This is a genomic window from Gordonia jacobaea, from assembly GCF_001186365.1.
Classification (GTDB): domain Bacteria; phylum Actinomycetota; class Actinomycetes; order Mycobacteriales; family Mycobacteriaceae; genus Gordonia; species Gordonia jacobaea.
On the sequence record NZ_LDTZ01000014.1, the window covers coordinates 249,562 to 271,074 of the forward strand.

The 21,513-nt window shown below is 66.1% G+C and carries 17 protein-coding genes and 2 pseudogenes; 11 read left to right on the forward strand and 8 right to left on the reverse strand.

Going from position 1 to position 21,513, the window contains the following annotated elements; genetic code table 11:
- Positions 1 to 14 precede the first annotated feature (14 nt).
- The 5 genes and pseudogenes from hsaB to ABW18_RS04165 all read left to right on the forward strand — a co-directional run bounded on the left by hsaB (position 15) and on the right by ABW18_RS04165 (position 4,377).
- Positions 15 to 587: a 3-hydroxy-9,10-secoandrosta-1,3,5(10)-triene-9,17-dione monooxygenase reductase subunit gene (gene hsaB / locus ABW18_RS04145; RefSeq protein WP_049697734.1), complete on the forward strand. Its 573-nt coding sequence runs from the start codon at positions 15 to 17 to the stop codon at positions 585 to 587.
- Complete coding sequence (locus ABW18_RS04150; RefSeq protein WP_082938030.1) at positions 560 to 1,786, forward strand: hypothetical protein; 1,227 nt, start codon at positions 560 to 562, stop codon at positions 1,784 to 1,786. The genes hsaB and ABW18_RS04150 overlap by 28 nt, the downstream gene beginning before the upstream one ends.
- The gene (locus tag ABW18_RS04155; RefSeq protein ID WP_049697736.1) at positions 1,783 to 2,607 is read left to right on the forward strand and encodes an SDR family oxidoreductase; all 825 of its coding nucleotides are present in this window, start codon (positions 1,783 to 1,785) and stop codon (positions 2,605 to 2,607) included. Before ABW18_RS04150 ends, ABW18_RS04155 begins: the two co-directional genes overlap by 4 nt.
- A pseudogene (locus tag ABW18_RS04160) lies at positions 2,600 to 3,738 on the forward strand (sulfotransferase family protein). The gene ABW18_RS04155 and the pseudogene ABW18_RS04160 overlap by 8 nt, the downstream one beginning before the upstream one ends.
- A gap of 9 nt (positions 3,739 to 3,747) precedes the next feature.
- Positions 3,748 to 4,377, forward strand: coding sequence for a TMEM175 family protein (locus ABW18_RS04165; protein WP_049697737.1), 630 nt, complete (start codon positions 3,748 to 3,750; stop codon positions 4,375 to 4,377).
- Between the two features lie 405 nt (positions 4,378 to 4,782).
- Here ABW18_RS04165 and ABW18_RS04170 read toward each other — a convergent pair whose 3' ends face one another.
- The 5 genes from ABW18_RS04170 to ABW18_RS04190 all read right to left on the reverse strand — a co-directional run bounded on the left by ABW18_RS04170 (position 4,783) and on the right by ABW18_RS04190 (position 9,522).
- The gene (locus ABW18_RS04170) at positions 4,783 to 5,895 is read right to left on the reverse strand and encodes an acyl-CoA dehydrogenase family protein (protein ID WP_049698042.1); all 1,113 of its coding nucleotides are present in this window, start codon (positions 5,893 to 5,895) and stop codon (positions 4,783 to 4,785) included.
- Positions 5,892 to 6,863 carry an acyl-CoA dehydrogenase family protein gene (locus ABW18_RS04175; RefSeq protein WP_049697738.1) on the reverse strand — a complete coding sequence of 324 codons (972 nt, stop codon included), beginning with the start codon at positions 6,861 to 6,863 and terminating at the stop codon, positions 5,892 to 5,894. Before ABW18_RS04175 ends, ABW18_RS04170 begins: the two co-directional genes overlap by 4 nt.
- 3 nt (positions 6,864 to 6,866) lie before the next feature.
- Positions 6,867 to 8,033, reverse strand: coding sequence for an acyl-CoA dehydrogenase family protein (locus tag ABW18_RS04180; RefSeq protein ID WP_049697739.1), 1,167 nt, complete (start codon positions 8,031 to 8,033; stop codon positions 6,867 to 6,869).
- 3 nt (positions 8,034 to 8,036) lie between these two features.
- Entirely contained in the window at positions 8,037 to 8,954 is a 918-nt protein-coding gene (locus ABW18_RS04185) for an enoyl-CoA hydratase (RefSeq protein ID WP_049697740.1), read from the reverse strand.
- Between the two features lie 85 nt (positions 8,955 to 9,039).
- Positions 9,040 to 9,522: a hypothetical protein gene (locus tag ABW18_RS04190; RefSeq protein WP_049697741.1), complete on the reverse strand. Its 483-nt coding sequence runs from the start codon at positions 9,520 to 9,522 to the stop codon at positions 9,040 to 9,042.
- 266 nt (positions 9,523 to 9,788) lie between these two features.
- Here ABW18_RS04190 and cysC point away from each other — a divergent pair.
- Positions 9,789 to 10,358, forward strand: a pseudogene (gene cysC / locus ABW18_RS04195) (adenylyl-sulfate kinase); the annotation flags it as partial.
- 96 nt (positions 10,359 to 10,454) lie between these two features.
- Positions 10,455 to 11,255, forward strand: a complete 801-nt coding sequence (locus tag ABW18_RS04200; protein ID WP_049697743.1) for a 3'(2'),5'-bisphosphate nucleotidase CysQ — start codon at positions 10,455 to 10,457, stop codon at positions 11,253 to 11,255.
- Here ABW18_RS04200 and eccA read toward each other — a convergent pair.
- Complete coding sequence (gene eccA / locus ABW18_RS04205; protein ID WP_049698043.1) at positions 11,215 to 13,008, reverse strand: type VII secretion AAA-ATPase EccA; 1,794 nt, start codon at positions 13,006 to 13,008, stop codon at positions 11,215 to 11,217. The genes ABW18_RS04200 and eccA overlap by 41 nt on opposite strands.
- Before the next feature lie 138 nt (positions 13,009 to 13,146).
- On the opposite strand from eccA, the gene purL reads away from it, so the two are divergent.
- Positions 13,147 to 15,450, forward strand: a complete 2,304-nt coding sequence (gene purL / locus ABW18_RS04210; RefSeq protein ID WP_049698044.1) for a phosphoribosylformylglycinamidine synthase subunit PurL — start codon at positions 13,147 to 13,149, stop codon at positions 15,448 to 15,450.
- A gap of 292 nt (positions 15,451 to 15,742) precedes the next feature.
- Here the strand turns inward: purL and ABW18_RS04215 are convergent, their stop codons facing one another.
- Positions 15,743 to 16,549 (reverse strand): glycerophosphodiester phosphodiesterase, encoded by an 807-nt coding sequence (locus tag ABW18_RS04215; protein ID WP_049698045.1) that lies wholly within the window; start codon positions 16,547 to 16,549, stop codon positions 15,743 to 15,745.
- A gap of 77 nt (positions 16,550 to 16,626) precedes the next feature.
- On the opposite strand from ABW18_RS04215, the gene ABW18_RS04220 reads away from it, so the two are divergent.
- The gene (locus ABW18_RS04220) at positions 16,627 to 17,730 is read left to right on the forward strand and encodes an NAD(P)H-dependent amine dehydrogenase family protein (RefSeq protein WP_049697744.1); all 1,104 of its coding nucleotides are present in this window, start codon (positions 16,627 to 16,629) and stop codon (positions 17,728 to 17,730) included.
- Between the two features lie 17 nt (positions 17,731 to 17,747).
- Here ABW18_RS04220 and ABW18_RS04225 read toward each other — a convergent pair whose 3' ends face one another.
- Positions 17,748 to 19,259 (reverse strand): glutamate-cysteine ligase family protein, encoded by a 1,512-nt coding sequence (locus ABW18_RS04225; protein WP_049698046.1) that lies wholly within the window; start codon positions 19,257 to 19,259, stop codon positions 17,748 to 17,750.
- Between the two features lie 105 nt (positions 19,260 to 19,364).
- Between ABW18_RS04225 and ABW18_RS04230 the strand changes: the two genes are divergently transcribed.
- Both ABW18_RS04230 and purF read left to right on the forward strand, forming a co-directional pair.
- Complete coding sequence (locus ABW18_RS04230; RefSeq protein WP_049697745.1) at positions 19,365 to 19,751, forward strand: sterol carrier family protein; 387 nt, start codon at positions 19,365 to 19,367, stop codon at positions 19,749 to 19,751.
- A 153-nt stretch (positions 19,752 to 19,904) separates the two neighbouring features.
- The gene (gene purF / locus ABW18_RS04235; protein WP_005204188.1) at positions 19,905 to 21,488 is read left to right on the forward strand and encodes an amidophosphoribosyltransferase; all 1,584 of its coding nucleotides are present in this window, start codon (positions 19,905 to 19,907) and stop codon (positions 21,486 to 21,488) included.
- Positions 21,489 to 21,513: the final 25 nt, after the last annotated feature.

Consider the following 21,513-nt stretch of genomic DNA (forward strand, 5'->3'; position numbering starts at 1 on the left):
GGGCGAGCGCCCAGATGGCTGCGACACCGTACGGGTCAAGTGATTTCGACACACGTCAGTTCCGCACCGCGATGGGGCAGTTCTGTACCGGCGTCACGGTCATCACCACGCTCACCGCTGACGGGGCGCCGTCGGGGTTCGCCTGTCAGTCGTTCGCGGCGCTCTCGCTCGATCCGCCGCTCGTGCTCTTCTGCCCGCAGAAGACGTCGCGGACCTGGCGGGTGATCGAGGAGAACGGGAGCTTCTGCGTCAACATCCTCTCCAACCGGCAGCAGGATGTCAGTGCGGCGTTCGGTGCACCGGGCGACGACAAGTTCGCGGGAATCGCCTGGGACCCGTCGCCTGCAGGACTCCCCGTCATCAGACACGGTTTGACGTGGGTCGAGTGTTCCGTCGAACGCGTCGACGACGGCGGCGACCACCACATCGTGATCGGTCGGGTGCTGACACTCGGAGAAGTGTTGCAGGACAAGCCGCTTCTCTTCTACCGGGGTGGCTATCTCTCGACCGAGCATCCGCGGGTCACCCCAGCGCAGGCCGAGCTAGACAACTTCCTGACATGGACCGGAGGAGACACGTGGCTGTGACGACGACCCCCATCTCGCGAACAGTCGACGTCACCGGTCCCTTCACCGACGCCATCACACAGGCGCAGACATTGATCGCCAATGCCGACTTCGCACTCACGGAGGCCGATCTCGCAGAGGGATTCGACTACCTGGCCGGAAGCATCGCGGCGACACTGCAATTGGCGCGAGCGCGCAGTCGAACCCATCCCGGGTTCGTGACCTCAACGGGACCGACCACCAAGATTGGCCTCGACAACCCGGACACCCTCTACCTCCACGCAGACATCGAGCCGAACGCAACGTATCGGGTCTGGGGACGACGCGGCAGCACAACGGATCTGAGCTTCCAGGTACTCCGCGGCGACTACACACCAAGCGAAGTGCCCGGCGGTGACGACGCCTTCGACGACCGGCGGATTCCGATCAACTCCCACGGGACGTTCGAGATCACCTTCGGGCCGGATCTGTCCGCTGCATCTGCGCGCGACGACTACTTCGCCCTCGGCGACGGAGCGTCGATGCTCGCGGTGCGTGAGGTGTATTCCGACTGGTCGCAGCGTAGGGGAGAGATCGCCATCGAGCGGGTCGACACGGTGGGCAGCGCCCCCGCCGACCTCGACCTCGCGCGGGTGCAGCGACGGTACGCCACCGCGGGCAAGATGCTCCTGGCACGGCTGAATACCTGGTTCAACTTTCCGAAGTGGTTCTACCTCGACGAGCCGGTCAACACCTTCACGCCGCCGCGGCTCACCCCCGGTGGATTGTCGACGCAGTATTCTTCCGTCGGGCATTTCAGACTGCTGCCCGGTGAGGCCATGATCATCACGGTTCCGAAATCTGCTGCGCCGTATCAGGGTTTTCAGCTCGGCAGCATGTGGTACATCTCGCTCGACTACGTCAACCACCAGACCAGCCTGAACTCCGCGCAGGCGCAGGTCGACCGCGACGGCATGATCCGATTGGTGCTCGCACACGACAATCCCGGCGTCGCCAACTGGATCGAGACCACCGGTCACGAGGTCGGGATCATGCAATTCCGATGGCAGCGAACAGATGTGCCGATCCCGCCGGAACAGGGGCCGACGGCACAGGTCGTCGACGCGGGCGACATCGCCGATCATCTGCCCTACCTCGACGACAACAGGCTCGACCCCGCGGGCTGGGCTGCGCGAATTGCCCTCCGCCAGCGCGGCTTTGCAGAGAGAATGCTGGGATGACCGAGATGGCGCGTGCGGGGCTGCTCGACGACAAGGTGGTCGTCGTGTCCGGGGTTGGGCCGGGACTCGGCCGATCAATCTGTCTGCGCGCGGCAGCACACGGCGCTCGCGTGGTGCTCGCCGCGCGAACCGAGTCGCGGCTCAAGGAGATCTCCGCGGAGGTAGACGCTGCCGGCGGTCGCTCGCTTGTCGTCCCCACCGACATCACCGACGACGACGCGGTCGACCAGTTGGTCGCTGCCACTCTTGCCGAGTTCGGACGGGTCGACGTCGTCGTGAACAATGCCTTCGCGGTTCCGTCTATGAAGCCGTTGGCCCGCACTGACTTCGAGCAGATCAACGCGAGTATCGAGCTGACCGTACTCGGGACGCTGCGCGTCGTGAAAGCCTTCACCGCCGCGCTTGCCGACGCGGCGTCGGAATCTCCTTCGCCGCGAGCGACGAGCGCGATAGTCAACATCAACTCGATGGTCATCCGACACTCCGAACCGCGCTATGGCAGTTACAAGTTGGCGAAGGCGGCGCTGCTCGCCATGTCGCAGACGTTGGCCACGGAATTGGGTGACAAGCGGATACGGGTGAACTCCGTTGCGCCAGGCTATATCTGGGACGATCAGCTGAAGTGGTACTTCGGCGAGGTCGCCAAGAAGTACGGCATCAGCGAGGACGACGTCTACGCGCAGACCGCCGCGCGCTCCGACCTCAAGCGTCTGCCGGAGCCGGACGAGATCGCTGACGCCGTCGTATTTCTCGCCTCCGATGCGGCCAGTGCGATCACCGGTCACACCCTCGACGTGAACTGTGGGGAATACCATGACTGAGTCAGTCGGCAGGCGCAACGTCGGTACGATCGACGATCTGCACGAATCGGCTATGCGGACAACGGGTCTCGATGACTTCGGCGACGACGCATACCTCGAGCCGCTCGGCGTGCTACTCGATTCGTACGCGAACGAAGCGGGCCTCACCGAGCTCGGTAGCAAGATGTTTCGATCTTCCTCAAGGGGGCGTTGATCGCTCGACTGATGAGCGAAGCGTCGTGGCGGGCCACCCCGTCGTACGCCGACGTCGAGATCACCCGTCCGATCTTCGTGACCGGGCTGCCCCGCACCGGGACCACCGCCCTGCATCGACTGCTCGCCGCCGACCCCGCGCACCAGGGACTCGAGATGTGGCTGACCGAGTTTCCGCAGCCGCGGCCGCCGCGCGAGCAGTGGGCGTCCAATCCGGTCTATCAGCAGATCGACGCGGGTATCGCGCAACACCACGTCGAGAATCCGGAATTCATGGGTCTGCACTATCTCGACGCCAGTGAGGTCGAGGAGTGCTGGCAGTTGTTGCGGCAGAGCATCATGTCGATCTCGTACGAATCGCTCGCCTACGTGCCGACGTACTCGAGGTGGCTCGCTGAGCAGGACTGGACACCGGCCTACGCGCGGCATCGTCGAAATCTTCAGATGATCGGCTCGAACGATCGCGGGAAACGATGGGTGCTGAAGAACCCGAGTCATCTCTTCGCCCTCGACGCGCTGATGGCGGTGTATCCCGACGCGCTGGTGATCCAGACGCATCGCGCGCCGGAGACGAGCATCGCGTCGATGTGCAGTCTCGCCGAACACGCCACTCCGGGGTGGTCGACTGTCTTCGTCGGCGACACGATCGGACGTACACAACTCGACCTCTGGTCACGTGGATTGCACCAATTCTCGCAGGCGCGTGCGCAATACGACGAGGCGCAGTTCCTCGACGTCGACTTCGACGACCTGCGGGCAGACCCGCTCGGGACCGTCGAACGCGTGTATGCGGCGCTGGGCACCGACATCTCGGAACCGGCGCGCGCCGCGATGGTCGCCCTTGATGCCGAGAGCGCGTCGGGCGCACGTCGGCCCCAACATCGGTATGCCCTCTCGGATTACGGATTCACGGAGGCGGAGGTCGCCGCGGCGTTCTAGAGTCGGGGCATGGCAGCACCCGAAGGGCGACGTACCGCTGAGGGTTTTCGACGATTGATCTCGTTCGCCGATGCGGTGGTTGCCATTGCGCTCACGCTGTTGGTCTTGCCTCTCGCCGAGATCGGTAAGGAGATCGGGAGCGATACGACGGTGGTCGCGGTTTTTCGTGACCACTCCAGTGAGCTACTCGGATTTCTCATCAGCTTTTTCGTGATCTGGGTGCTGTGGCGCAATCACCATCGCATGATCGAGTACTTCGACGCCTACGACAAGGTGCTGTTCAACCTGCACATGGTGTGGCTGTTCACGATCGTCGTGCTGCCCTTCGCCACCTCGCTTATCAGTGGTCCGACGTTGAAGTGGGGTACGGCGTTCTACATCGCGGTGCTCCTGGTGTCGGTGTCGAGCCTGGTGGCGATAAGCGAGTGGGGTAGGAGGCATCGGGAGCTGTTGGCGATTGGCGAAGACGTCGACGAGTGGGTGGCGAGTGCTCCCGATGTCGGCACGGTGATTGCGCTCGTCGTGGCGCTCGTCGGGTCGCTGCTGGTGCCGCAGTGGGGGAGCTGGTGGCTGGTGGTGCTCTTCCTGGCGGGTCCCGCTGACAAGATCGTCGCGGCCGTGGCCCCGCGCAGGCGGTAGGTCGCGACAGGCTCGACCAGCGGGGGGCGCGGCCCGAGCAGCGAAGCCTTCTCCGCTGGTCGAGCGGGCGCGAGCGTAGCGAGCACCCGAGTCGAGACCACTTCCCGCTGCGACTGGTGGTCTCGACAAGCTCGACCAGCGGAGGGGCGGCTCGATCAGCGGTGGGGAGCTCGACCAGCGGGTCTCGACAGGCGAGATTTCCCCGCTGGTCGAGCGGGCGCGAGCGGAGCGAGCACCCGAGTCGAGACCACTTTCCGCCCGCTCGGTGGTCTCGACAGGCTCGACCAGCGGTAGGGCTCGACCAGCGGTGGGGTGGTCTCGACAAGCTCGACCAGCGGTGCGGCTCGACCAGCGGTGCGGCTCGACCAGCGGTGCGGCGGCTCGACCAGCGCTCGGGCGGCTCGGCTAGCCGCGCAGGGCGTCGACCATCTCGGCGACGATGTCGTGTGGTTGGCCGAAGAGCTGGGCGCTGCCGTGGGCGCGTTTGAAGTACAGCCCGATGTCGTGTTCGGCGGTGATCCCGATGCCGCCGTGGATCTGGATCGCCTCGCCCGCGACGGTGGCGAACGCTTCCGAGCAGTACACGTGGGCCGAGGCCGCGAGGTCGGCGGCATTCGGGTCGTCGGCGACGACGGTCTCGATGGCCGCGCGTGCGAGCGATCGCGACGACTCGACGAGCGTGTACATGTCGGCCATGCGATGTTTGAGCGCCTGGAATGACCCGATGATCCGGCCGAACTGAGTCCTCGACGATGCGTGCTCCACGGCGAGTCGGAGCGCGCGGTCGGCGCCGCCGACCTGTTCAGCTGCGAGGAGTGCCCAGGCAAGCGTGCGCAGTCGCGACACCACGTTGCCCGCTGCGGTGACAGCGGTGGCCGCGGTGTCGTCGAATGTGATGCGGGCCAACGGCCGCGTCGGGTCGACGGTGGGGAGTGCGGTCACCTCGATACCGTCGGCGTCGGCATCGACGACGTGCAGTGTGATGCCGGACGGTGTGCCGGCGAGGACGAGCAGCAGGTCGGCTGACTCGCCGTCGATGACGAACTCTGCTGTGCCGGTGAGCAATCCGGCTTCACTGGAGACACCGGGGATGTCCCACCCCGTCGCGCCCGCCCAGCACAGACTAGCGATGCGTTCTCCGGATGCGATGTCGGGAAGCAGCCGCGCGCACGCGTCGGTATCGCCGCTGAGCAGCAGGGCGCCGGACGCGAGTGCCGTCGAGAAGACAGGCACGGGACTCAGCGTCGCGCCGAGTTCCTCGAGCACCGTTGCGGTTTCGACGAACGATGCTCCCGCACCGCCGAACTCCTCCGGGACCGCGAGAGCTGCCACGCCGATCTCATCGCACAATGTGCGCCACAGGTCGCTGTCGAACCGGCGGGGTGTGCGCATCGCCGCGCGCACCGCTGTGGAGTCGGATCGCTTGGCCAGAAGATCGGCGACGGACTGCCGCAACGCATCCCGGTCCTCGGTGGATACCGTGCTGTGTGTTGCCGTGTTGTGTGTCGTCGTGCTCACAGCGACTCCAGAATCCGCGCGCGATGCTGTGCCGGCGTCCCCCACGCGCTCACCAGCGCGCGAGTCTTGGTGATGTACAACGACAGATCGTGTTCGGAGGTGTATCCGATCGCACCGACAACCTGAAGAGCTCGCCGGGATGCCAGGTACGCGGCGTCGGCCGCTGCAACCTTGGCCGCGGAGATGTCACGGCTCACGTCGACGCCCTCGGGAACTCCGCCGTCGATGCCGACTGCTGCGCCGTGGACGAGCGGGCGGGCCATCTCGAGGGCGATCGCGACGTCGGCGAGGTGATGCTTGACCGCCTGGAACGATCCGATCTGGCGCCCGAATTGCTTGCGTGACAACGCGTAGTCGGATGCGAGTCGGAGCATCGTCGAGCCGAGACCGAGTAGTTGAGCCGCGGTGGACAGTGCTCCGAACTGTGCGGCTCGGTCGCCATCGACACCGTCTGCGATCACCTCGGCCGCGCGCACCGTGGACACCGTTCGCGTGGGATCGACCGACTGTGCTGTGTCGTCGACCGTCGCGAGCGACAATGTGCCGTTGTCGACGACATACACGTGCTCGGCAGCATCGGTGTCGGCTGCACGCGGAGAAAGGGGCGCGATTGCCGCCGAACTCAGCCGCCCCGATGCCGCAGCGTCGAGCGCATCTGACTCCGTGGCCGACCGCAGCAGGATCGGCACCACCGCAACGGATTCGACGATCGGCCCGGGGAGCGCGTGGCGGCCGATCTGTTCGAGTGCGACGACCATCTCGACGGCGCCTGCTCCGGCGCCACCGTGCTCCTCGTCGACGAGCAGGCCGAAGACGCCGATGTCGGCGAGCTGGCGGAAGACACCTGCCGCGGGAGAGCGATCACCGTCGGCCCATGCACGGGCAACGGCAGGCGCATCCGCTTTCGTGAGGAGCGTGTCGACGCTCGATGCGAGGTCGTCGTGGATGTCGGACAGCAGGAAGTCCATCGTTCACCTGTCCCCGCGCGGGAGGCCGAGGAGGCGCTCCGCGATCACATTGCGCTGAATCTCGTTGGTGCCTGCGTAGATCGGCCCGGACAGCGAGAAGAGGTAGCCGTCAATCCATGCGTCGTCGATCTCGGCGTCGGTGCCCTGTAGTTCCAGCGCTGTCTCGTGGGCCGCGATGTCCCACTGCGACCAGAAGACCTTGTTGATCGACGACTCCATGCCCAACTGCCCGCCTGCCGCGAGTCGGCTGACCGTCGCGTATGTCGACAGCTCGTAGGCCCGCGAGCCGATCCAGGCGTCGGCGACGCGTGTATCGACGCCGGAGGCGGTGGGTACGTTGTCCCGCTGCGCTTTCCACAGGTCGACGAGGCGATCCGTGGTGGCGAGGAAGCGACCTGGCGAACGCAACGACAGCCCCCGCTCGTTGGCGGCGGTGCTCATCGCGACCCGCCACCCGTTGTCGACGTCGCCGATGACGCCGGAGTTCGCCGGGTCGGCGGGGTCGTCGGGGACGAAGACGTTCTCGCAGAAGACTTCTGCGAATCCCGGCTCGCCGTCGAGTTGAGGGATCGGCCGCACCGTGACGCCCGGGCTGTGGAGGTCGAACATGAAGTAGGTGAGTCCCCGGTGGCGTTGCGCCTCTTTGTCGGTGCGGAACAGGCCGAATGCCCAGTCGGCGAAGCTCGATCGGGAACTCCACGTCTTCTGGCCGTTGAGGAGCCAGCCACCGTCGGTTCGGGTGGCCGTGGAGCGCAGCGAGGCCAGGTCGCTGCCGGCTTCGGGTTCGCTCCAGGCCTGGCCCCAGATGTCGTCGGCACGTGCTATACGAGGCATGATTCGGGCCAGTTGTTCTGGATGTGCGTGCTCGAAAAGTGTTGGTGCCAAGAGGAAGATGCCGTTCTGGCTCACTCGGCCGGGTGCGCCGGCACGGTAGTACTCCTCCTCGAAGATGATCCAGTGCAGGAGCGGGGCGTCGCGGCCACCGAACTCCTCCGGCCAACTCACCACCGACATGCGGTCGGCGGCCATTGTGCGCTCCCACTCCCGGTGCGCCTCGAAGCCCTCGGCGGTGTCCATCGAGGGAAGTGGTTGTGCGGGAACATGATCTGCGAGCCAGGTGCGCACCTCGAAGCGGAACTCGTCAGCGGCGGCGTCGAACGTCAGGTCCATCGGTCAGCGTCCGTTCGACGTCGAACCCGCGGACGCCTTCATCGACTTGGCATCCATGCCACCGAGCGAATCCCCACCGGAGGATTCGGCATTGGCCGAATGCGCGAAATGGTGCCAGCCGAATACCGAGTCCATCGCGGTGCGCATGCCCATCTGGTCCTCGCAGATGTTCACCGCCTTCTTGGACAAGAACAGTCCCTGCATCGGCATCGCGACGATGTTCTCGCAGATCGCATCGACCTTGGCGCCCAGGCCATCCCGCTCGACGACGTGGTTGACCATGCCCCACTGTTCTGCCTGTGTCGCGGTGAAGCGTTCGCCGGTGAAGAGGATCTCCTTGGCGCGACGTGGACCCAGCACGTAGGCGTGTGCGAAGTACTCGACGCCCGGAATACCCATACGTGCAACGGGATCGGAGAAGAACGCGTCGTCGGAGGCGACGATGAAGTCGCATACCCACGCGAGCATCAGGCCGCCCGCGATGCATGCGCCGTGCACGGCCGCGATCATCGGCTTCGGGATCTCCCGCCACCGTCGGCACATCCCGAGGTAGACCTCGGTCTCGCGGGCGAGACGTTGATCGGCTCCCGACTTGTCTGTGTGGTCCCAGTGCAGGGCGGCGACGTTGTCGTAGTACGTGTCGAAGTCACGCTCCGGGGTGCCGATGTCGTGGCCCGCCGAGAAGTGCTTGCCGTTCGCGCGAAGCACGATCGCCTTGACGTCGGGGTCGTCGACTGCCTTGCGGAACGCGGCGTCGAGCGAGTACGTCATCACCGAGTTCTGGGCATTGCGGTACTCGGGCCGGTTCAGCGTCACGTAGGCGACCGCGCCACCCGGACCGCCGACCTCGTAGGCGACCGGCGAGGTGTCCGGGCCGAGGTCGTCGGGACCAAGCGGGGCGGGGATCACGGCGTCGCTCATGCTCACGAGCTTAACCTAGCAAATGCTTGGTTGGTAGTCTCGCGTGCGGTTCCTGCAGTGTGCAGTGGTGGGTAGCGCCAGGGGTTTAGCGCACGGTGATTGTTCCGCTGCAGGCGGTGGTGGGGATTGCCCACAGCGCGTTGCGGTTGACCGCGCTGAGCGTGACCCGGACCTTGCCCGGGCCGGTGTTGAGCGCGAAGGTGGGTCCACCGACGAAGAGGGCGATCTTTGCCGTGTTGAAGGCAGTCCCTTTTCGGTTGTTGTTCAAGTTGTGCCAGTCGAGCCGCCCGGCGGATTCGTATCCTCCGCTGAATGTCCAGAAGGACGAGATGTCGCGGACAGCGGCGGTGACTGTGCCCGGTCCCGTCTGGGAGACGAACAGTCGCGCGGTGCTGTAGGGCTGGTCGACGATGTTCGGGCTGATGCCCCAACACCGTTCGAGGGGCGCGACCGTTTCGGCATGGGCGGTACCCGAGCCGACGCTGAGGGCGGCGAGTGACGACGCGGCGACCCCGGCGGCTGCAAGTGCAGTTGCGACGCGGGTGCGGATTGTGTGTCGATGATGCATGGTGTAGTCCTCGATCGGGTTCCGGATGCGAAACGTTGGCGGGAACGCCGCCGCGTCGGGATGTGCGGCGATGCACGACGGTTAATTCGGGCAATACGGCCGAATCGTTAGCTGGAATTGTGAGCTGTGACACGACCGTGACGTGGCAAGCTGAGACCATTCGGCGTCAGCAGCGAGATGAAGGTGGGCGCGACGGGGATGACGACAGAATGAACGCAGACGGGGGCGACGGCGGGCAGTCGGCGGGCAATGAGCGCGATCTGAACCCGAACGTCGTGTGGCAGGCCAGCAAAGTGTCGCGGGAGCAGCGCCCCCACCGTGGTGGGACCCTGTGGATCACCGGATTGTCGGGCTCTGGAAAGTCTTCTGTGGCAATCGAACTCGAGCGTCGACTGGTCACGCAGGGGCGACCTGCGTATCTGATGGACGGAGACAATCTCCGACACGGCCTCAACTCCGACCTCGGTTTCGGCGACGACGATCGGCGCGAGAACATCAGGCGCACAGCAGAAGTCGCGGCACTGTTCGCCGATTCCGGCTCCGTCGCGATTGTCTCGCTGATCTCGCCGTTCGCGGCGGAGCGTCAGCGTGCCCGCGAGATTCACGACGAACGCGCACTGCCGTTCTACGAGATCTTCCTCGACACGTCGTTGCAGGAGTGCGAACGCCGCGACCCCAAGGGCCTGTACGCCCGTGCACGGCGCGGTGAGATCAGTCACTTCACCGGGATCGACTCGCCCTACGAGCGGCCCGAGAAACCAGATGTCGTGATCCGGCCGACCGACGGGCTGCCAGCGGAGACGGCTGCCGCTGTTCTCGAACTTCTCGGGCTATGAGCGCCGAGCTCTCGGTCTACGATCAGCAGGCGTCGGCGTGGCCGGCGCGCGCAGGCGCATCCCGGCGCCTGGGCGAGAGGGTGGAAGGGGCAACGAGTGGACGACCGCAGCCTTGCCGGAGAACTGGCGACCGCAGCAGGTAAACTGCTTCTCGAGATCCGCGCGAACAGCGGCCTGACCGGCCGCGCGCTCGGCGACGAGGGAGATCGACGCTCCAACGACTTCCTGCTCGCCCGCCTCGCCACCGATCGCCCCGACGACGCTGTCCTCTCGGAGGAGTCGACGGACGACAAAGCCCGGCTGATCTCGCCGCGCGTCTGGATCGTCGACCCCGTCGACGGCACACGGGAATACGGGGCCGTCGACGAATCCGGTGAGGGCCGGAAGGACTGGGCTGTGCACGTCGCGCTCTGGTCGTCGACCGGCGGCGGCACGCTCATCGCCGGTGCCGTCGCGCTGCCCGCGCTCGGGATCACCTATGTCGACGACGAGACGCCCGTGGCGCCGACCGAGGGTCTCGCCGAGGTTCCGCGCGGTGACGCCCCGCGCGTCGTCGTCAGTGGCTCTCGTCCGCCCGCTTTCTCGCAGGCCGTCGCCGACGCGATCGGCGGCGAGGTCGTGCAGATGGGTTCAGCGGGCGCGAAGGCGATGGCCGTGGTGCGCGGTGAGGCCGACGCCTACGTGCACGCGGGTGGGCAGTACGAGTGGGATTCCGCGGCACCGGTTGCCGTCGCTCAGGCAAAAGGTCTGTGGTGCAGTCGAATCGATGGCTCGCCGCTGGTCTACAACCAGGACGACACCTATCTGCCCGACCTCGTGATCTGCCTGCCGGAGTTGCGCGACGCGATCATCGAGGTCACGAGTTCAGAGCCAACCCCGACATCAGAGTCGCGATAGCGGCGCGCACGTCGCTTGCTTCGATCCGCATCAGGTCTTCGGCTGACAGCGAGCCCAGATCGCCTGCGGTGAGCCGATATTCGCGCTCTTCCTCGGCAGATTCGACGATGTTCCGCACAAAGCGGCCGTTACCCGCGAGGTCGATTCCCCGCCGCGTTCCCGCACCGGCTTCGCGTACATCCTCATAGAGCGGTGCACACGCCTGCTCGATCTCGGCCGCAGCTTCGGGGGTAAGTATCGAATCACGGCGCCGCGCGAGGTAGTCGCCGATGCTGGCCAACTCCCGCGGGGTGTACGACTCGAAGCGGATGCGTCGGGCGAATCGTGACGCGAGGCCGTCGTTGGAGGCGAGGAACCTGTCGATCTCTGCGTCGTAGCCCGCGATGATCACCACGAGCCGGTCGCGGTTGTCCTCCATGCGAGCCAGCAGGGTGTCGACGGCCTCGCGTCCGAAGGCGTCGCCACCGGAGAGTCCTTGCTGGACAAGGGTGTACGCCTCGTCGATGAACAAGACGCCGTCCATGGCCGAGTCGATCAGCGCCGACGTCTTGATGGCTGTGCTGCCCAGGTGTTCGCCGACCATATCGCGTCTGGTGGCCTCGATGACCTTGTCGGACTTGATGAATCCGAGCCCGCAGTACATCTTGGCGATCACGCGCGCGACAGTTGTCTTGCCGGTGCCGGGCGGCCCGGTGAACGCCAGGTGCAGGCTGCGCGCCGACGTCGAGAGACCCCGGTCGGCGCGGATTCTGGCGACCGTCGCCGCCGACTGCAGTTTGGCGACCTGCTCCTTGACCGATGTCAGTCCGATCTGGGCGTCGAGCTCTGCCTGTGCGGCACTCACCAGATCTTCCGCGGTCTGCGACGCCTCGTCGGACTTGTCCGGTGATGTGAGTGTTGGTGGAGTCGTCGGGGCGGACGCGGGATCCCACGGATCGGTCCGCGCCGCGATCTCGTCGGCGGTGGTGACGGTCAGTCGCGTCGCGGGCGACCGGAGTGCGTCGGCAGCCGCGGTCAACGAGGGATCGCTGGCGAAGGCCTGCTCGAGCATCGATGTGGCCTGCGCCTGTTTGCCCTCGCCGCGCAGTGTGAGCCCGTAGGTGTACATCGCCCGGCTCGCACATGCGGGAATGGCGCATGACATGGCTCGTTCGAGGCGTCGAATGGCTTCGGCGCTCATTCCGAGCTGCGCGCAGGCGGTGCCCGTCAGATAGTCGGCGACGGCGCTCATGTGGGGGTCGTGCCACTGTTCTGAGCGCGCGAGCGTCGACAACACGTCCGGCCATCGCCCGGTGCGGAAGTAGAGCACGGCTTCGATGAACGTCACGATCGGAGTTCGACGCTGCTCGGCAATCGCGTCGACGACGTCACGTGCTCCCGCGAAGTCGTCGCCCGCGATCAGGGTCGCTGCGTAGGCGGCCGCAGCCTCGACGGCGTCGGTAAGCGGGTAGTCGAGGAACATGCCGGTGTACCACCGCCCGACAAGCGTTCGGGGCGGCAGTCCGAGTCTGCGTTGCTCCGCTCCGATGCGGTCGCTGTGTCGATAGAGCGCGAAGAGCACCTCGTTCGACGCGTCGCCGCAGGCCAGGCGACCGAGCCAGGCGTCGGCCATGGTCGGGTCCCACTCGCTGGCGCGCGTGAATGCCTTTGTTGCCTGCGCCTTGTTGTCGACCGGGTCGGTGCCCTCGACGGGGATCCCAAGTGAGAGCACCCCGAGCTCGAAGAGCTGCCGCGCCTTGCGGACGTCGGTCATCATCCCCCCCAAAAGTCCGATTGAACCGCTTCGCGTAGATCAATCACCGTAGCCGTTGTGTCGTGCGCTCGGGTCGCGGTCGACACAGTCCGAGCCCGATGCGGGCCGGGCGGTAGAATCTGGCAGGTGAGCGATCCTGTGGAGACCGTGTCTGTGGATTCAACGTCTGTGGATTCAATCGAACGGGCAGTCGACAGCCCCGATCAGCCCCAGCCCTACAAGGAACTCGGACTCAAGGACGACGAGTACGAGCGGATCAAGCAGATCCTCGGTCGCCGCCCGACCGATTCCGAACTCGCCATGTACTCGGTGATGTGGTCGGAGCACTGCAGCTACAAGTCGTCGAAGGTGCATCTGCGCTACTTCGGTGAGACCACCACCGAGGAGATGCGTTCGGGCATGCTCGCGGGCATCGGTGAGAACGCGGGTGTCGTCGACATCGGCGATGGCTGGGCCGTCACGTTCAAGGTTGAGTCGCACAACCATCCCAGCTACGTCGAGCCGTATCAGGGCGCAGCGACCGGTGTCGGTGGCATCGTCCGCGACATCATGGCGATGGGTGCCCGCCCGATCGCGGTGATGGACCAGCTCCGCTTCGGCAGGGCCGACGCCCCCGATACGCGACGCGTGCTCGACGGAGTGGTCCGCGGTGTCGGCGGCTACGGCAACTCGCTCGGACTGCCCAACATCGGCGGCGAAACGGTCTTCGACTCGAGTTACGCGGGCAACCCCCTGGTCAACGCACTGTGTGCGGGTGCGCTGCGCACCGAAGACCTGCAACTGGCCTTCGCGTCGGGAACCGGGAACAAGATCATCCTGTTCGGTGCTCGCACCGGACTCGACGGCATCGGCGGTGTGTCGGTGCTCGCCTCGGAGACCTTCGACGACACCGGCGAGTCCGGCCCCAATCGCAAGAAGCTGCCGAGCGTGCAGGTGGGCGACCCGTTCACCGAGAAGGTGCTCATCGAGTGCTGCCTCGAGCTCTATCACGCGGGGCTGGTCGTCGGTATCCAGGATCTCGGTGGCGCCGGACTTTCATGTGCCACATCGGAATTGGCATCGGCCGGCGACGGCGGCATGAAGATCGAACTCGAGAAGGTTCCCATGCGCGCGGTGGGGATGACACCCGCGGAGGTGCTCTCCAGCGAGTCGCAGGAACGCATGTGCGCGGTCGTCACCCCGGAGAATGTCGACGCCTTCCTCGCCGTGTGCCGCAAGTGGGATGTGCTCGCCACCGTGATCGGCGAGGTCACCGACGGCGACAACCTGGTGATCACGTGGAACGGTGAGACCGTCGTCGACGTCCCGCCGCGGACCGTCGCGCACGAGGGTCCGGTCTACGAGCGTCCGGTCGCCCGCCCCGACTGGCAGGACGGTGTGGTCGAGTCGACCACGGAGGCCCTGCAACGTCCGTCGACTCCCGACGAACTGCGTCAGACACTCCTCGACCTGCTCGAGTCGCCCGCACTCTGCAGCCGCAAGTTCATCACCGATCAATACGACCGGTACGTGCGCGGCAACACCGTGCTCGCCGAGCATGCCGACTCCGGAGTGATTCGGATCGACGAAAAGACCGGTCGAGGAATCGCTTTGGCCACCGACGCTTCGGGGCGCTACACCTTCCTCGACCCGTACCGGGGTGCACAGCTCGCGTTGGCCGAGGCGTATCGCAACGTGGCGGCGTCGGGTGCAACCCCCCGCGCGGTGACGAACTGCCTGAACTTCGGTTCGCCGGAGGACCCGGCGGTGATGTGGCAGTTCCAGCAGGCTGTGCACGGGTTGGCCGACGGGTGTCGCCAGCTCGGCATTCCGGTCACGGGCGGCAACGTCAGCTTCTACAACCAGACGGGGTCGACGCCGATCCTGCCGACACCGGTCGTCGGTGTACTCGGTGTGATCGACGACGTGCATCGTCGACTCCCGACCGACTTCGGTACCGAGCCCGGCGAGACGCTCATCCTGCTCGGCGAGACGCGCGACGAGTTCGACGGCTCGATCTGGGCGGAGGTCGCCTACGACCATCTCGGCGGTGTGCCGCCGGAGGTCGACCTCGACCACGAGAAACTGCTGGCCGACATTCTGACTGCTGCCTCACGCGACGGCTTGGTCTCGGCTGCGCATGATCTCAGCGAGGGCGGGCTGATCCAGGCCGTCGTCGAATCCGCGCTCGCAGGTGAAACCGGTTGTCGCATCCTGCTTCCCGAAGACGCTGATCCGTTTGTGTGGCTGTTCTCCGAATCGTCGGGACGTGTGCTGGTCGCGGTGCCGCGGACCGAGGAGTCGCGGTTCACCTCGATGCTCACCGCCCGACAGATGCCGTGGACGCGTATCGGTGTCGTCGATCAGGGTTCCGACTCGGTGACCGTGCAGGACCAGTTCGAGGTGACACTCGACGAACTGCGCGCCGTGCACGAGGGCACGCTGCCGAAGCTGTTCGGCTGAGACTGCTCGCCGGGCGTTGTTCCTGCTGTCGGGTCTTCGAATGGAATCGACGGCCCGTATAGGGTGTCCGTTGGCCGTGTCCGTTACGCTCCACTCGACCAAACTCGAGAGGAATCCCGATGACCAACCCGTATGACCCGCAGGGCGACCCGCTGAAGAAGGATGGCGGATACGGTCAGGCGCCCTACGGTGGCCAGCAATATGGGCAGCCCCAATACGATCAGCAACAGTACGGCCAGCAACAGTATGGGCAGCCCCAGTACGGTGGCCAGCCTCCATATGGTGGGCAGCCCTACGGGCAGCAGCCCCAGACGAGCCGCGTGAACCTGGCCATCGACGACGCATCGGCGCGCGCGAGGGTGTAGACGTCGACCTCACGCTTCATCGCGTGGAATGCCGCGATCAGATCTGCGGCGCGGAGTACGAGTTCCTGGTCCAGATAGATGATTTCGGCGCGCGATGAGTCGCGGCAGGCGGTGAAGACGAAGCCGCGGAAATCCCCCGAGTGCAGTACACGGCCGATCGCGCCGCGGTGGCACGGGTCGTAGCCCACGTGGATGTCGGGCGCGGCGTCGCAGAGGGCGGTCACGGCGTCGGCGTCGCCGCACGAGAGGATCGCGTTGTCCGCGAAGGGTTCGACGGCCCGCGCGAAGATGCTGAGCGCCTCGTCGTCGAGGGCCGCTGCGTCTTCCTTGAAATCGAGTTGCAGCATTGCGTCGTCGGCTATCTCGATGCCGTCGAGCATGGTCGCGAGGTCTTCGAGGAGCACGACGCTGTCGTCCGTCGGGTCGCCGACATTGTCGGTCAACGTCAGTCCGCGCAGATACGCCGCAGAAGCGTGCGAGACGTCTCCGCGCCCCGTCGTCGAGTGCGCGAGGTCGCGATCGTGCAGCACCGCGAACCCACGCTCGGCATGGATGAGAAGGTCGACTTCGACGCTCGCACCGACCCGCATCGCCTCGACGATCCGCGATGCCGTGAACGGGGTGTCGGATGGTCGTCTCCGTGCCCGATGCCACTTGAGCCTGGTTCGACGGCCCGCGTGCGTGACCGCGATGGGTGGCGGGGCGGATGCGGCGGAGTATTCGGAGCTCGACATCGATGCCGACATTACGCCCGGCAGGGCATTGCCCGAATACCGTCCGCCGATGTGGAACGTGTTCTAGTTTGGTGGGCATGAGTCTGCGCGTGGTCGAGTGGTCGACCGGAACCGTCGGAAAGCATGCGATCGCCGGAATCGACGCCCACCCCGATCTGGAATTGGTCGGAGTGTGGGTATCCGATCCCGCGAAGGTCGGTCGAGATGCCGGTGAGTTGGCAGGCCTCGGGCGCGAACTCGGGGTCGTCGCGACGTCGGACGTCGACGAGCTGTTGGCTCTCGCTCCCGACTGCATCGTGCACACCGCGATGACAGACGATCGCGTCGTCGAGTCGATCAACGACCTGACCAGGTTTCTCGACGCGGGGATCAACGTGGTGTCGAGCGGGCCGGTCGTGCTGCAATTCCCGCACGGCATCCTGCCGGCGTCGATGGTCGAGCAGGTCGAGGCCGCGGCAGCCCGCGGAGGTGCAACGCTGCACGTCAACGGTATCGATCCGGGATTCGCCAACGACGTGCTGCCGCTGTCGATGACGAGCCTCGCGCAGCGTATCGACGAGGTCCGGTGCATGGAGATCGCCGACTACTCGACCTACTACCAACCCGTCGTTATGCGCGACCTGTTCGGATTCGGCCAACCGATGGACAGCACGCCGCTGCTGCTGACGCCGGGTGTGCTGTCGATGGCGTGGGGGAGTGTCGTCCGGCAGCTCGCGGCGGGCCTGGGCATCACGCTCGACGAACCGCTCGTCGAACGCGTCGAGCGGGTGGCTGCTGATCGTGACTACTCGACGGTGTCGGTCGAGATTCCGCAGGGCACGATGGCAGCACTGCGATTCGAGGTCGCGGGACAGGTCGACGGCACCGACCGGATCGTGCTCGAGCACGTCACTCGCACACATCCCGATCAGTGTCCGGAGTGGCCGAAGCCCGCGGAGGGTGACGGCTCGTACCGCATCGTCGTGTCCGGCGAACCGCAGATGCAGGTGGAGTTCACCCATCACGGGGAGAACGGCGATCACAACGTCTCGGGCATGATCGTGACGGCTATGCGTCTTGTCAACGCGGTTCCCGCTGTGGTCGCGGCGTCGGCCGGTCTTGCTACCGCGCTCGATCTGCCGCTCGTCACCGGGCGCGGACTCGTGGCGGGCCAGCCGAAGGCGGTCACAGTCGGCGCATAGCCGTAGTGGAAAAGCCTTCAGGAAAGCGGCCACGCGTGCACGGGTTCGCCCTCGTGCATCAACGTGACGTAGTCGGCGAGCATGCGGTGCAGCGCCGCGTCGCGACTCTCGCCCGCGGCCTCGCGTGCGGCCACCGCGCGACGTTGCCACACCGCTCCCGACTGGCGGGTGATGCAGCGCCCCTCGATCACGGACAGATACCGCGACCGCGCCTTGTCCGACACCCCGAACGAGCGAAGACCCGACTCGGCCAACGGCAGTAGGCGCCGAAGCGTGAGTTCGTCCGGGCGTATCCACCCGACGCTCGGCCAGTACAGCTGACTGTCGAAGCCCGACCGCGCGCCGGCGTGGAGGTTCTCCGCGGCGGCGTCGAACGACATCTGTGACCACAGGGGCAGATCCTGTTCGACGAGTCCGCGCACCACGCCGTAGTAGAAGGCCGCGTTGGCCATGGTGTCGACGACGGTCGGTCCTGCGGGCAACACCCTGTTCTCGACGCGCAGGTGTGCCTGGCCGTCGACGACGTCGTAGACGGGACGGTTCCAGCGGTAGACGGTTCCGTTGTGGAGCCGCAGTTCGTCGAGCGCCGGGATGCCTCCCGCGTCGAGTGTTGCGAGGGGATCCTCGTCGGACGACACGGGTAGCAGCGCGGGGAAGTAGCGGGTGTTCTCGTCGAAGAGGTCGAAGATGGTGTTGATCCAGCGCTCGCCGAACCACACCCGGGGCCGTACGCCCTGGTTCTTCAACTCGAGCGGTCGGGTGTCGGTTGCCTGCTCGAACACGGGGATGCGGCTCTCGTGCCACAGCGCGGTGTCGGCCAGGAACGGGGAATTGCCCGCCAAGGCGACCTGCACACCTGAAATCGCCTGTGCGGCATTCCAATGCGCAGCGAAGTCCTCAGGTGCGACCCGTAGATGTAGTTGCAGGGAGGTGCAGGCGGCCTCGGGGAGAATCGAATCCGTTGCGGTGTGCAGATGTTCGGCGTCGTGGTGCTCGTCGAGGGCGACCCCGGTGATGTCCAGCTCGATGTCCTCACCGCGTGCGTCGAAGATCTGTCGGTTCAACAGGTCGTAGCGCGGGTTGGCCGAAATCCAATGGTGTGCAAAGTGTTCGGCGCGCAGTGTGGGAAGCATGCCGATCATCACGAGATGGCTGTCGGTGGCTGCTGCCCGCTTCTCGGCCCGGTTGAGCGAGGTACGCAGAGCCTGCTCGAGAGAGATGGTGTCGTCAGTGGTGAAGGGGCGGGGCGAGACGTTGATCTCGATGTTGAACTGGCCGAGTTCGGTTTGGTAGTCGGGGTCGGCGATGGCGTCGAGGACCGCGGCGTTTGCCATCGCCGGATTCATCTCGGCGTCGACGAGGTTGAGCTCGACCTCCATGCCCAGCAGGGGTTCGGGGGGTGCGCCGTGATCGGTGAACAGTCCTTCGGAGAGCATGCGCGCGATCGCCTCGGTACCGCGCGAGACCTGGCGTCGGAAACGGACCCGGTCGGCTCCGGTGAACTTCTGATCGGGCACATCGGTTCCCATGCGGTCAATGGTGCCCGAACCGGGTGCTCGCGCACCGGCCATTCGGGTCAACACTGTCCGAGGGCACCGGGATCGGCGTCGACGCGGCGGGTGCATCATTGCGGGGTGCCTGCGCGAAAACCGATCGACCCCGCGGCCGCCCGCGCGGCGGTCCTCGCTGTCGCGCCCTGGTTGCGCGACGACACCCTGCCCGCACCCGGCCGAGCCGAACTCGCAGCTGCCGTGCGGCTGACCGCGCGCACCCTCGAAGACATCGCGCCGGGAAACTCCGTCGAGGTGCGGGTGCCTCCGTTCGTGGCGGTGCAGTGCATCGAGGGGCCGCGCCACACGCGAGGGACACCGCCCAACGTTGTCGAGACCGATCCGAGGTCGTGGCTGCTGCTGGCCGTCGGGGATGCCGATTTCGGCGACCTCGTCGCGCGCGGCGCGGTCGCCTCGTCGGGTAGCAGGGCCGACGAGGTGGCCACGTGGATGCCGCTCGTTCGGGTGTAGATGTGCGCGTGCGCTGGCTCACACGTGGAATAACCGCAGGTGCCACGCCGCTGCACAATTGGAAATCAGGAGCTACCGGCACGTAAACTTGCCGGTGGTTACCTTCGTCACGCGAAGCCCGTGCCGCCACGTTCAGCCCAGGGAGCCCGTCGTATGCCGGATCTTTCGATCACAAGCGCCAACCTGCTGGCTCCTACCCAGCATGCCTGTCCCGCACGGGACGCAATGGACGAACCCGAGAACGAGCCGCGCGAGGAGTGCGGCGTTTTTGGTGTCTGGGCACCAGGCGAAGACGTCGCCAAACTCAGCTACTACGGCCTGTACGCACTGCAGCACCGCGGCCAGGAAGCCGCGGGCATCGCGGTCGGCGACGGTTCGCAGGTCCTTGTCTTCAAGGATCTCGGTCTGGTCAGTCAGGTCTTCGACGAGCAGACGCTCGGCGCCATGGTCGGTCACGTCGCCATCGGCCACTGCCGCTATTCGACGACCGGCTCGACCACCTGGGAGAACTCGCAGCCGATCTTCCGCACCACAGACGCAGGCACCGGAGTTGCCCTGGGGCACAACGGAAACCTCGTCAACACGGCTGATCTGGCAAGTCGCGCCCGTGAGCTGGGAATCGCCAGCGGAGCCGCGACGTCGGATTCCGACATCGTCGGCGCGTTGCTGGCGCACGGCGCGGCCGACAGCAGCATCGAACAGGCCGCGATGGAACTCCTGCCGACGCTGCGCGGTGCGTTCTGCCTGACCTTCATGGACGAGCACACCCTGTACGCGGCTCGCGATCCACACGGTGTGCGACCGCTGTCGCTCGGCCGACTCGACAGGGGATGGGTCGTCGCATCCGAGACCGCGGCGCTCGACATCGTCGGCGCGTCGTTCGTCCGCGACATCGAACCCGGCGAACTGCTGGCCATCGACGCCGACGGTGTGCGCAGCACCCGCTTCGCAGAGCCGACGCCCCGCGGATGCGTCTTCGAGTACGTCTACCTCGCCCGTCCGGACAGCGTGATCCACGGACGGTCGGTGCATTCGACCCGCGTGGAGATCGGTCGGCGACTGGCCAGGGAGTTCCCTGCCGACGGCGACCTGGTGATCCCGGTGCCGGAGTCGGGTACGCCCGCGGCGGTCGGCTACGCCCAGGAATCGGGCATCCCCTACGGCCAGGGACTGATGAAGAACGCCTACGTCGGGCGCACGTTCATCCAGCCATCGCAGACCATTCGCCAACTCGGTATCCGCCTCAAGCTCAACCCGCTCAAGGAAGTGATCCGGGGCAAGCGGCTCGTCGTAGTCGACGATTCGATCGTCCGCGGCAACACCCAGCGCGCGCTGATCCGGATGCTGCGCGAAGCGGGCGCGGCCGAGATCCACGTACGCATCGCGTCGAGTCCGGTGCGGTGGCCCTGCTTCTACGGCATCGACTTCGCGTCGCCCGCGGAGTTGATCGCCAACGGCATGGAGTCCGAGGAGCACATGGTCGAGGGCGTGCGCCAGGCAATCGGTGCCGATTCGCTCGGCTACATCAGCATCGACGAGATGATCGCCGCGACCGACCAGCCGGCGTCGTCGCTGTGCGCGGCCTGCTTCGACGGCAACTATCCCATCGAACTCCCCAAGGAGACCTCGATGGGCAAGGCTGTCCTCGAGCAGATGCTCGCCAGCGCCGCAGGTGACGGCCGCGTCGATCCGCTGACAGTGCCGAACGACAACGCCAGCGCTGTCCTGCGGCCCTGAACTCATCCTCCTGCGACCGCGCTGC